This is a genomic window from Chryseobacterium sp. LAM-KRS1, from assembly GCF_013184525.1.
In the GTDB taxonomy this organism is placed as follows: Bacteria; Bacteroidota; Bacteroidia; order Flavobacteriales; family Weeksellaceae; genus Chryseobacterium; species Chryseobacterium proteolyticum.
The window spans coordinates 831,134-843,596 of the sequence record NZ_JAAOIZ010000001.1 but is presented as its reverse complement, the minus strand read 5'-3'; the positions used below and the strand labels follow the sequence as shown (position 1 = coordinate 843,596).

Here is a 12,463-nt window from a genome sequence, read left to right as displayed (position 1 = left end):
TTTCATTGGTTACAGTAAAATAAAGATCCTGCAATTTTAAAAACTACAGGATTCTTTGTCATCTAAACTATATACTTATTGATTTTTTTTAAAAAGTCCTGCTTTTAGGTTTGAGCCCAACGACCCCTCCGCCAGCTGAAGATAATTACGCTTACTCTGATCTTTTTCAATTTGTACAGTTCCTGTAGTCTGCACGTTTTTCATATCCAGAAAATCTGAGGAAGTTAAATCATTACCACCTATTGCACCGTCACCAAATCCTGCCATATTTTTATAGTCTGTAAAAATGCAATCAGAGGCTTTGTATCTCAGTGTACTTCCTTTTTCCCTTATCCATACCGTAGTCGTATTTGCAATGATATTATGATGAAAATCAAAATAGTCACCATCAGTACCTTTTGTAGTCCAGACCCCACTGAAATAACCTCCATAAACCAATGAATAACGCATGGCACTTCTGCTCCCCTTAGCTCCTTCATTTTTCCAGAAAACAACAGGATTTTTACAATTGAAAAATACACAATGATCAACCACCAGACCATATCCATTAGCTATAACCCCTACATGCAACGGCAATACATCCGGATTTCCGGTAAAAAGACACTGCGTTACCAGAAGATCATCTAATTTTTTGCCATCCCTCCAAATGGGATAAGACCTGCGTAAGTTTTTACCATCTATATAAGAATAGTCAGGGCTTCCCGTAAATCTAAGACCTTCAATAGTCACATGACTAACCTCCGGTTGTATGCCTCTTGCCTCTTCTCCTCCCACACCCGGTACAAGGGGTGCTGCTGTAACGACAACCGGCATTTTTTGAGGCCCCCAATCTGCATCATCAGGCATAATCTCCGCACGAATAACCAAACGGTTTTTAGGGGTATACTTATCGTTACTGAATACAACAGTCTCGGTGATCAGATGGATACCTTCCGAAAGAATGATTGTAGTGGATTCCTTTTCCTTATTTTGGTTGACGCGTCTTGCTGCTTCTGCAATTGTTTTCAGAGGTTGTTCTTTTATTCCGGAACTGGTATCGTTGCCGGTCCTGGGATTAACATATAATTGTTCTGCCTGTACTATCGCTACACTTATTATAAAAAGCAGAAAGCTAAGTATGTATTTTTTCATATTCCTTTTTTGGGTAAAATTAGGAACAATCTTATACTGCAAAAAGGTCATTTTAATTTTTAAATGGTCATTTTACAAACTCTTCCGGTATTGTTGAGGAGTGCTCCCCGTAAGTTTTTTAAAGAAGCGGTTAAAATTAGAAGGATCAGAAAAACCAAACCCGTAAGCAATCTCTTTTGCAGATTTGTTTTGATACAGCTCTTTCTTTATTTCTGAAATCAGTTTATGGTGAATCATTTGTTGTGCTGATAGCCCACTGAATTGCCTGCATATTTTGTTCAGAAATCCCGGACTGACATTAAGTATTCGGGTATAAGCCTCTACAGTCCTGTCATTTATAAAATTATTTTCCAGTAAAGATCGAAACCTGTAAAAATCCGGATGAACATAGGTATCCCCCTGAATATGATAAACACTTGCATAATAACGATTGAGAATGACAAGCAGCTGATATAAGACGGATCTGATCAGATGGCCACTGTCATTCTGGAGCTGCCCGAACTCCCCTTCTATTTCATGTAAAAGGTTCATACATTTCTCAAATGATACTTTCGGTATCTTCATCCCGGTTGGAAATGAATATTGATGAAAATATTGAAATCTATACAGGAACAGCTCGTCTGAAAAAAAGAGATAGAGAAAATCTTTATCAAAAAATAAAGTATATCCTTCTACCTTTTCTTTGATTTCCCAGCACCGAACTTGTCCGGGGCTTGTGAAGATAGCAGTTCCAGGAGTAATGGGAATCTTATTTTCATCCAATGTAAAGGTACCGGCTCCCTTTTCAATAAAAAGAATTTCGTAAAAACTAAGCTGGTGCAATGTGCTATCTAATACAAAATGATTTAAGGTTTCAATACGACCAATATCTAAAAGCAGCTCTAAACCATACTTGCAGGGAAGAAAGTGATACGTTTTAATTTTTGTGACCGGTTCCATTTCTTTTAACAACTTTTTCTTGCACCAATGATGGATTAAAAATACAAATTTCCGGAGTGTATATGATAATGAATAAAAATTATAATTCTATGATCAAAGATTATAGTATACAGCCAACCTGAAAAAGCCCCTCACAATTATTTGAAGGACTTTCTTCCTGAGTTATATGTCACATGATTTATGGTAAAAATGAAGAACCTATAACACTAAAAGACTATGCACCCATTTCTATTCCTTGTCTAGCTCATATCAAATTTACTTCATTAGAAGATTTTTATAGGGTATCTATTTTCAGTCCATATAATATTAAAGGTATTCTTTGAAAAATTTCGTTATATTTTCTATCAGGCTTTTCGTGTTATTATTAATTCCATGATTGGCATCTTCATAAATCAGTAGTCTTGTTGAAAAATTATTTTCCTTTAAATTTTTAAACAATACAATTGCATTTTCAACATTTACCCTTTCATCATTGGCCCCATGGATAATCATATTTTTTACTTTTTTATTTTTGATCATAGGAATAGCAAGAACTGAAGAGCGCTTATCCATTTCTTTTTTCGAATTTTTCTCAAAATCAGGAATGAGTTTTTTGTAAAGCTCCCACATTTCCGGTCTGTCTTTTTGATTTAAATCAGCAATGCCTCCTACCGTAATATTTACGTTTACTCTGTCTGTTTCTTTTAGGACTAAAAAGTTGGTCATTGCTCCTCTGCTTACACCCAACATTCCAACTTTTTTGGGATCAATAGTCTCCTGATGATCAATAATTTCAAATAATTTTAAGACATCTCCAATATCTTTCCCCCCAAATTCATCTTTTCCTTCACTACGGGCTCCTCCCCGTAACTGAGAGCCTATTACCACAAAGCCTTTAGCCGCAATTTTTGATAGAAAATCCGTTAATACTGGTAGAGTTACAGCTCCAAGTTCACCATTGCCTCCACGGTTGAAAATAATTACGGGATACTTCCCTTTTATTTTGGGCTCTATAAGAAACCCTCTTATTTTAAGATTGTCTTCTGATAAATAATTATATCCGAAAATTTTTACTGAGTCAAGATGTTGATATTCCGTTTTATAAACCTCTTTCCCTTCAGTATTTTTTACGGTATACCCCCCTATTTTTTCCGGTTGTAATTCCTCAAAACCGGTTGATAAATTTTGAGAGAAAACCAGATTCGACAGGATCAGTAAACAGAAATAAATAATTCTTTTCATTTTCTAAGTTTTTTTATTTGCTCTGGAGAATATTTTTTAGGATATTCTTCATACCAGGTTAGTAAGGTCTCTTCTCCCAGGTTATCATACACCCTTTCATATAAACTTTTTAATCGGTCTGTATGGCTTTCAACATTAAATGTCTCATTATACCACTCCTGTTGTTTTCTTTTTTCAGGCTGATGATGTATAAAACGTCCAAAATGTGCAGAACAAAAGGCTTCATAGTCCTGCGTAAAAAGAATAAAGTTATGCCACATCTCATCAATTATTAAGGTAGAATCATCAATAAAAACATCATCAACGTGGTTACCCAGCCATAGCCATTTCAATGTTTCGTTAAATATCTTTAAAGCTTCTTCCTTCTCAATATTGTACATGGTTAAAAAACGATCAATAACATCATCATTTCTGTAGGCCAGCACATCATGTAAGCTTTTGTTTATCATAGTAAGTCTAGTTTTAGATAAGAAGGAAGGAATGATTGCTCATTCCTTCTTTTTTTAGTAATTAAGGAGCAATTGCAACAACTGGTCCGCCCGGATTGGTCGGGGAAGTTACTGTACAGATGTAGCATTGAGTAATAACAATCGGCTTAGGAGGTGCCGTGCATGCAACACCACCATAAATTCCTTTAAGACCTTCGATTTTCTTCTTCAACAAATCATCAATAACTTTCTTTTTTCTGTTACTTTCAGAACTCATAATTAATAAACAGTTTAATTTTCTCCTACTCTATTAAGCTTTTCGGATTTCGCTTTTTTTAACAGGGCAAACATAAATTTTAATTAGATATATTCATAGCATACACTATTTATATTTATAAATTTAGAGCATATTAAAGCACCGCAACTATCTTAATTACAGAACGTTGATTTTTTACAAAATGAAATTAGATCATTGTAATCATCCATGTTAAAAACTATCCTAAACAATATTGAAGAGAACAAAAAGTCCGGTTATAATAAGTGTAAATATGCAAATTATATAAAAATGGCTCTATGCAGCTGGATTAAAGATAATCTATAAAAAAGCTACACCGTTCACCGATATAAAAAAATGACACCATTCATCTTCAATGGTGCCATTTGGTTTTTAGAGAATAAAGGTTTACTCCCGAATATCAATCCATCATCCGTTTTTTAATAATAATCAAAGATGGGTCTCTGGTTCAATTATTTTGAAAATAAGGCCTTTTTAAGAGCTAAAGCTCCCTGTTGCGAAGAGAACCTGATCGCCTCAATGTGATCAAGAGGATTAAGTAATCCGTAGTCATGAATAAATCCGTTATAGGTTTCGATAGTTACAGGTACTCCTGCCTCATCTAATTTTCTTGCATAGGCCAAACCTTCATCATGCAGAATATCATTTTCTGCAATCTGTACCAATGCAGGCGGAAGCCCTTTCAGTTTTTCCAGTGATGCCTGGAATGGTGAAGCATAATATTCTTTTCTTTTTTCCAGATCCGGAAGGTAATTATTCCACATCCACTTCATTAATGAAGCAGTTAAAAAACGACCATCCGCATAATTCTGCCATGATTCCCGCGTAAAATCAGCATCTGTTACCGGCCATAATAATAATTGGAATTTAATCTCAGGACCTCCTTTATCTTTTGCCATCAGGCAGAGTACAGCTGTCATATTTCCTCCTACACTGTTTCCTGCAACTGCCAAATTTTTCCCATCAACACCGATTTCAGCGCCATTTTCGGCCACCCATTTTGTAGCGGCATATATCTGGTTTATAGCTACCGGATATTGTGCTTCAGGAGAGGGAGTATAATCTGTAAAAACAGCAGCTGCACCACTGTTGACCACCAAATCCCTAACTAATCTCCTATGGGTAGGATAATCACCCAAAACCCAGCCCCCACCATGGGTAAACATAAATACAGGAAGCTTATCAGAAGAGGCATTGGCAGGCCTTACGATGTGGATGTTTACTGTAATACCATTTTGTGTAATTTCTCTTTCTGTCTCTACAATGTCAGAAAAATCGAACTCTACTGATTTTTGAGCGTCTATTAAAACTTGTCTCGCATCCTGAGGTGTCATCGTTTCCAAAGGTTTACCACCGCTATTGTTAAGCGCGTCTAGAAATTCTCTGATTTCTCTTAAGATTTGCGGATCTTTTTCCGCAGGAAGAAATTGTGCCATAATAAAAATTTTAGTGATTAATATGTAAATAATAAAGACCTATCCGCGTATTTATTTTTGTGTTTTCACAAGTTCTTTTACAACAACTTTTGCCATTTCCTTAGAGCTGAATGGATTTTGCCCGGTCACGAGATTATTATATACGATAACATTAGAAGTCATGGGTATAAAAGCTTTTTTTAGATTAGCTCCCCGTTCTTTAATCGCTGCTTCCAAATTAAAAGGAACTTCTCTTTTTCTTCTCGCTATCGTTTCTTCAAACCAATCAAATCCAGTGATTGACTTGCCTTTGATCAGATATTCACCATTGGACAGTTTTACGTTAAGCAGCCCTCCTACTCCGTGGCAAATGGCAGCTACCATTTTACTTTTTTCATACTGGTTTTTAATGATAACCTGTAAGGTTACATCATCTGGAAAGTCGTACATCGTAGCATGACCGCCCGCCAGATAAATACAATCAAAATTTTCGTTTTTTACTTCATTAAGACTTTTGGAGCTGTTTAATTCTTTCATAAACAAAGGATCCTCGTGGTAATTCCTGGTGATTGTATCCAAAACCAAAGGTTTTAAGCTTTCTGGATCAATAGGTACATCTCCTCCTTTAGGACTGGCAATAGTGACGACCCAGCCTTTTTCTTTTGCAGCGTGATAAATATGAGTAAGTTCACTTAGCCATAACCCTGTTGCCAATCCACTTGCATATTGATTTACATTTGTTACGATCAGTAAGAGTTTTTTCATCAGTATTTTTTACTTTAAAATCTGCCTTCCAAATCCATTCTCTATAATTTATATTCAGCAGATTATTAATATATATGTGTTTTTTAATGCCCAACAGAATATAATATCCTGTTTGAGAGACTAAAATATACAAAAAAAATCTGTTCACTGTAACCGGATCCATACAAAATGTAACCGAATCTCTGTTTATGAACAAAATTAAATGACTAACTAAGATGATGAACACTCCAATAACAGTATTTGTTATAGATAATAATGAAACATTATTGCATGTTATTATTGAACTTTCACCTGTGCTGCAAGTATTCTTTTTGCCCATTCCTGATAAAGAGTATACCACACCCGATCACCGTTGGTACTATTACAGAGTATCACTATACCACTCTTGGTTGGTACATGTAAAAACATTGCAGCGCTCCAACCTTCATTTTCTCCGGTATGTCCTATAGTCCTTAATCCCTCATAATTCATAAAACGATAGCCCAGGCCACTCTCTCCCTGGTCAGAATATGGTAAAACAGGTTGCTTCATTAATTCCAGCGTTTCTGGTTTTAAAACATTATTCAGATCATTTCGATTAGCTGTAAGGGATATTACGGCGAATCGGGCCAGGTCAACAATTGTTGTTTGCAGTCCTGCAGCGGCCTGCTCTGTGAAAATACGGTTATGTATCGGATTCCCTGATGTATCGTAAGCTGTGGCAGAGGTTTGTAATGTATCCGGCCATTCATAATCTGTATTTTTTAATCCAAGGGGCTTAAAAACATTCTCCTTCATGTAATATGCAAACTTCTCTTTTGTCTTTTCTTCAAGAAGCAGTTGTGCTAATGTATAACCTCCTCCCGAATACTCCCATTTCGTTCCGGGTTCACTTATCAACCGGACACTTTCACCATTTCTTTTTGTCTTTCCTGAAAGCGACTCTTCCAAACTCATTAAAGGTGTTCCCTGTTCCGCACCTCCATATCCATGTACCGAAAGACCGGCTGTATGACTAAGGATACGCCTTAATGTCACTTTTGAAACATTGTATTGGGATTCAGGCAATTTCCATCGCGTTAAATACTGATTTACAGGTTCATCTAATTTTAGATATTCCTTTTCACTGAGTTGCATAAATCCCCACGCAGAAAACACTTTTGAAACAGAACCAATATTAAATACGGTTTCCCTGCTGACAGGTTTCTGTCTTTTTACATCAGCAAATCCAAGATATTGTATCCATTTTACTTTTCCATTTTCAATAATGGCCACTGTCGTTCCGGGAACATTATTTTTTTTCATAGACTCCAAGCCTAATTTCTGGATTTTCATGTAGAGGGAGTCTGCCGGATTATTTCCAGTTGTTTCATTAAGCCGCCCGGTACCATACTTGCTTGAGCAGGAAAGAAAAAACGGTATAGTTACAATAAATAAAAATTTGACATTCTTGATGCTTATATACATGTCGGTAGAATTATAAATTTTGTTTCGATTAAGCCAAAGTTTTTGGCAATCATCCGGTCATTTTTTGTATCCGGGGAAAACATATTAGTACGTATTGTGAAAAATATAAATATTTGAAACCCGAAAATTCAGTAATTGCGATCAAAATCAAATATACTATTTAAATACACTATATTACTATTTTTTTAGATTTTTAAAGACAGGCAATACTATCATTCCAAAACTATTGATTCCAAATACAGGAAAAACGCTCTTTTAAGCGGCTTTCTTATTACTTTTTACGTTTGTAATGAAGCTGTACCAAACCGGTTTCAAATGTTTTTACGGTAATAAATTCAAGTACCTGTTCTGGTCTTCTGTCATTAAAAAGTCTTGTCCCATCACCTAATAAAACCGGGACAACCGAAATTACAAACTCGTCTATTAGGTCTTGCTTCAATAATTCATTAATTATTTCCGCCCCGCCGTCGCAATAAATATTTTTACCGTTTTCTGATTTTAAACGCTCAACCAATTCGGTTAAATTACCCGTATAAAAAATCGTTCTGCCTACTTGCGGCCTTTCTGTTCTGGTAATTACATAAACATCCCGTTCCCCATTATCATAATGAGATGCTCCGATTTCATTTACTACATAATCATAGGTTCTTCTACCAATAATTATGGTATCAATTTGAGAAGTAAATTCCGTATAGCCATAATCTTCGCCTTCTTTCTCTACAAGTTTTAAAAAGCTTAAATCGTCATTGGGTTGCGCGATATAACCATCTAAGCTCATCGCAATAAAAAGTGATATTTTTCGCATTGTTTTGAATTTTAATGTATCTGCAAATTTACTTTTACCCAGCCTGGTATACTTTGTAAAAATGCGACAAATTAAAGTAACGATGGCAAAAGTCCTGTATTTCTTTTGATTTCATGGCTAAGGTGTGAATGGTCATAGTAGCCACATTCAAATGCAATATCTAAGAGACTCCTGTTTTGATCCGGATTTCTGATCAGGTGCAAAGCATTCTGAAATCGGATTATATTGGTATATTCTTTTGGTGATATTCCAATAAGTCTTTTAAAATCCCTTTCCAATTGTCTTACGGACGTGAAATTCCTTTTTGCAAGCTCAGATATGCTGATTTTTCCTTTTGCAGAATGTATCTCGTTAAGTACAGGTTGTAACTTGTTGTTCTTATTCTGTACTCTAGCGGAAAAGAATTGATCAAAATAATGGAAAGTATCCTCTAATGCTTTGTCAACGTTAAAGGAATTTGATTTTTCAAATTCAATCGTGTCGTCTACCAGCTCATTCTGTGAAGTATAATTATAGAAATTGGCAAAAGCTGCCGGCTTCAGGCATGCACCGATTAAATGAGTATCAGTATCAATAAAACTATCTTTGAATGAAGTCATTGCTCCCACTACATAAGTTTTTCCGAACTCCATTACGACCGAACCGTTATCCGTCAAACAAGGATCTCCTACATTCATTAGTATACCAGCACAGCCATCCGGAAAAACTCTTTCCCATTGCTCTTCCTGTTCATTTCCTTTCAATTCCCAATAGAAATGAATGAAGGATTCTAATGCTTTATGCGGATGTACTTTTTTATACTCCATAGGTTTATTTTATAGCCCGATATTCTATTGCATTTCTTACTACCAATGCCTACAATCAGTCCAGATAGCCCTTGATTGTTTTTAAAACTCCAAAGCTGTCATTGGTACACGCTTCAAAATTGGCCACTTGCTTTACGTTCGGGTGTGCATTTTTCATCGCGTAAGAATATTTGGCATTCTTCAGCATTTCTATATCGTTCATATAATCTCCGAATGCCATCGTATTTTCAGGAGAGATTCCCAAAGATTTCTGAAGGATTTTCAAAGCGTTTCCTTTATTGATATCCTTATTCATAATGTCCAGCCAGTATTCTCCCGAAACAACCACTTCCAGACCAAATTCTTCAAATCTTTTCAAAACCGGATACAGATATTCTTCAGAGCCTTCAGGATGATAGACTGCTATTTTAAAGGCTGTATCATCAATTCTTTCAGTAAGATCATCCTTTTTCATATTTTCGGTATAATACTTTGAGAAAAAATCTACAAACTGCTGATCTTCGGTTTCATAATATGCCATTTTTTTAGCTGAGAGTACCGCTTTCGCTCCCGGTATTTCCCGAACCGCTTTGATGATCTCAACAATATATTTATATTCCAATATATCAGCAAAAAGCTCCTGATCTTTATAGATCACATAACCTCCGTTTTCAGCGATAAAGCCGATCTCACTCTCTATATCCCCGAAATAATGGGTAATCCCCGGCATCTGCCTGCCACTCGCGGGAACAAATACAATATTTCTTTTTTTCAGTTCTTTATAAATATCCGAAAATTCAGGGCTCATTTCATGGTTGGAATTTAGAAACGTCCCATCCATATCCGTCACAATTAATTTAATTTGTTCCATAATTTTATTGAGAAAAAGAGATGTTATATTCTGTATGTATCAGAATTACCATCTGCATATTCTTTCCAAAGGTATTGATTTTATTATTTTTTCTTGTAATGAATCCGGGGCAGGTTTCTTAATATTGCCGCGCTTTGTTCCGGGGTAATGTCTCGCTGAGGCTCTGCAAGCATTTCATACCCTACCATAAATTTCTTTACTTCCGCACTCCTGAGCAGCGGTGGATAAAAATGCATATGAAAATGCCATTCCGGATGTTGCTTTCCGTCCGTAGGTGATTGATGAATTCCCGCAGAATAAGGAAATGACGTTTCAAAAAGATTGTCATAAATTGTAGTCAGGTCCTTGAGTATGGCTGCAAGTGATTCTTTTTCATCCTCAGAAAATGCTGCAATATTTTCTCTTTGTTGTTTACTGATAATCATTGTTTCATAAGGCCATGATGCCCAAAACGGCACTAATGCTGCAAAATTTTCATTTTCTGTGACCATACGTTCGCCGGCCGTTATTTCCTGCTCAATATAGTCCTCCATCAATGTTCTTTTATTCTTTTCAAAATAAGATTTCAACTGATCCTGGGTTTTCTGAACCATTGCCGGAACTGATGACTGTGCCCATATCTGGCCGTGCGGATGAGGATTGCTGCATCCCATGATGCTTCCTTTATTCTCAAAAATCTGAATATAATTAATATGGTCCAAAGCGGCTAATTCAATGAACTGCGCCTGCCATGCATCCACCACATTTTTTATTTGTTCCACGGACATTTCCGGTAAGGTAAGGCTGTGGTCTTCAGAAAAGCAAACAACCCTGTTGATTCCACGTTCCGGAAGCAGGGTAAAAAATCCTGAATGTCCTTCTGAGAAATCAACCTCTTCATTAAGCAACGCCCCGAAATCGTTATTAAAAACATATGTCCCTTTATAGTCAGGGTTGCGGGCTCCGTTAGCACGCCAATTTCCGGAACAGAGATAACAGTCCGGATCATAGGCAGGACGATCATCTGCTGCGGTCTTCTCTCTCTGTCCTTGCCAGGGCCGGTTTGCCCGTTGGGGAGAAACCAGTATCCATTCATTCAGGAGAGGATTGTATCTTCTGTGGGGATGTTTATTACGGTCAAATGATGTATTCATTGGTGTATTCTTTTATCCCGTCTGAAATTTTAACTTGATACACTTTCATCTGAATATTAAAATGTTCAAGATATTTTTCACTGATGGCTTTAATCACTTCTTCAGCTCTGTTTTCCTGAATCAGGTTGATGCTGCAGCCCCCAAAGCCGCCTCCCATGATTCTTGCTCCCAGAACCCCTTCCTTCTGCAATGTGTTTTCAACCAAAAAATCAAGTTCAATGCAACTGACCTCAAATTCAGTGGACAGCCCCGTATGGGTTTCCGTGAGAAGTGTTCCCAGATATTCAATATTTCCTTCCGAAATTGCTTTGGCCGCCATTTCTACTCTTCGGATTTCTTTCAACAGATAGAGACATCTTTTGTATGAAATATCTCCCATTTCTTCTTTTGTATGATCAAGCATAGACAATGTAAAATCCCGGAATTTTTCAATCTCAGGGAAATTTTTCCATAAGACTTTTTTGCCGTGTTCTACATCTCTACGTCTTTCGTTATAGCCGGATGTCAGATGACTATGCTTTACACAGCTGTCAAAAAGCAGCAGGCTGTATCCTTTAAGGTCGGCATCAAAATATTGATGCTCCAAAGAATTACAGTCAAGCATAATGACCTTATTTTCCTTTCCGAAAACGGAGGCAAACTGATCCATAATTCCGCACTGAACTCCTGCAAAAGTATGTTCTGATTTTTGCCCGATCACCGCGATTTCTTTCTTGGTGAGATGAAGGTCAAAAAGTTCATTGAGGATATAGGCAAAGCCACATTCAAGGGCTGCCGAAGAAGAAAGTCCGGATCCCATTGGAATGGTACTACTGAAGACAATTTCCATTCCGCAAAACTGGTTTTCCGACTTCTGCAACTGGCTGAAAACGCCCAGAATATAGTTCATCCACATTTGCAGTACAGGTTTTACCTCTATTGTGACATCAAATGTATATTCTTCTCCGAGGTCTTTGGCTATGATGGTACAAAAATTAGACTGTGGCAGCTTGCGGACGGCAAAACAAATGTATTTATCTATGGCAGCAGGTAATACAAAACCGTCGCTATAGTCTACATGCTCACCGATAATATTAATTCTCCCGGGAGAAAGGAAGATGTGTTCAGGCTCTGCTTTGAATTCGGTCCTAAACTTTTGTATGGTTGGGTTGATTAACTGTTCCTGCATATCAATCTCATTTGATCAACAGATCTGGGCTCATCTAAAGTATAAAACTACTGAATTTTAA

At 36.7% G+C, this 12,463-nt stretch carries 13 protein-coding genes; all 13 read right to left on the bottom strand.

The annotated features are described in order from the left end of the window. Positions 1–75: 75 nt before the first annotated feature. Positions 76–1,131 (bottom strand): hypothetical protein, encoded by a 1,056-nt coding sequence (locus G9C87_RS03720; RefSeq protein ID WP_228456938.1) that lies wholly within the window; start codon positions 1,129–1,131, stop codon positions 76–78. A gap of 72 nt (positions 1,132–1,203) precedes the next feature. Next, positions 1,204–2,070 (bottom strand): AraC family transcriptional regulator, encoded by an 867-nt coding sequence (locus G9C87_RS03715; protein WP_172278234.1) that lies wholly within the window; start codon positions 2,068–2,070, stop codon positions 1,204–1,206. A 306-nt stretch (positions 2,071–2,376) separates the two neighbouring features. After that, positions 2,377–3,291 carry an alpha/beta hydrolase family protein gene (locus G9C87_RS03710; protein ID WP_172278232.1) on the bottom strand — a complete coding sequence of 305 codons (915 nt, stop codon included), beginning with the start codon at positions 3,289–3,291 and terminating at the stop codon, positions 2,377–2,379. After that, positions 3,288–3,740 (bottom strand): hypothetical protein, encoded by a 453-nt coding sequence (locus tag G9C87_RS03705; RefSeq protein WP_172278230.1) that lies wholly within the window; start codon positions 3,738–3,740, stop codon positions 3,288–3,290. Before G9C87_RS03705 ends, G9C87_RS03710 begins: the two co-directional genes overlap by 4 nt. A gap of 61 nt (positions 3,741–3,801) precedes the next feature. Further along, entirely contained in the window at positions 3,802–3,996 is a 195-nt protein-coding gene (locus G9C87_RS03700; protein WP_172278228.1) for a hypothetical protein, read from the bottom strand. 470 nt (positions 3,997–4,466) lie between these two features. Next, on the bottom strand, positions 4,467–5,450 hold the full coding sequence (locus tag G9C87_RS03695; protein ID WP_172278226.1) for an alpha/beta hydrolase: 984 nt from the start codon (positions 5,448–5,450) through the stop codon (positions 4,467–4,469). A gap of 51 nt (positions 5,451–5,501) precedes the next feature. After that, the gene (locus G9C87_RS03690) at positions 5,502–6,194 is read right to left on the bottom strand and encodes a type 1 glutamine amidotransferase domain-containing protein (RefSeq protein WP_194304222.1); all 693 of its coding nucleotides are present in this window, start codon (positions 6,192–6,194) and stop codon (positions 5,502–5,504) included. 276 nt (positions 6,195–6,470) lie between these two features. After that, positions 6,471–7,508 carry a serine hydrolase domain-containing protein gene (locus G9C87_RS03685; RefSeq protein ID WP_172278224.1) on the bottom strand — a complete coding sequence of 346 codons (1,038 nt, stop codon included), beginning with the start codon at positions 7,506–7,508 and terminating at the stop codon, positions 6,471–6,473. Positions 7,509–7,911: 403 nt separating this feature from the next. Continuing rightward, positions 7,912–8,445 carry a dihydrofolate reductase family protein gene (locus G9C87_RS03680; protein ID WP_172278222.1) on the bottom strand — a complete coding sequence of 178 codons (534 nt, stop codon included), beginning with the start codon at positions 8,443–8,445 and terminating at the stop codon, positions 7,912–7,914. Positions 8,446–8,516: 71 nt separating this feature from the next. Continuing rightward, the gene (locus tag G9C87_RS03675; protein WP_172278220.1) at positions 8,517–9,251 is read right to left on the bottom strand and encodes a helix-turn-helix transcriptional regulator; all 735 of its coding nucleotides are present in this window, start codon (positions 9,249–9,251) and stop codon (positions 8,517–8,519) included. A gap of 55 nt (positions 9,252–9,306) precedes the next feature. Then, positions 9,307–10,101, bottom strand: coding sequence for an HAD family hydrolase (locus G9C87_RS03670; RefSeq protein ID WP_172278218.1), 795 nt, complete (start codon positions 10,099–10,101; stop codon positions 9,307–9,309). Between the two features lie 83 nt (positions 10,102–10,184). After that, complete coding sequence (locus tag G9C87_RS03665; protein ID WP_172278216.1) at positions 10,185–11,234, bottom strand: UDP-glucose--hexose-1-phosphate uridylyltransferase; 1,050 nt, start codon at positions 11,232–11,234, stop codon at positions 10,185–10,187. Further along, positions 11,218–12,402 carry a galactokinase gene (galK, locus tag G9C87_RS03660; protein WP_172278214.1) on the bottom strand — a complete coding sequence of 395 codons (1,185 nt, stop codon included), beginning with the start codon at positions 12,400–12,402 and terminating at the stop codon, positions 11,218–11,220. The genes G9C87_RS03665 and galK overlap by 17 nt, the downstream gene beginning before the upstream one ends. Between the last annotated feature and the right edge of the window lie 61 nt (positions 12,403–12,463).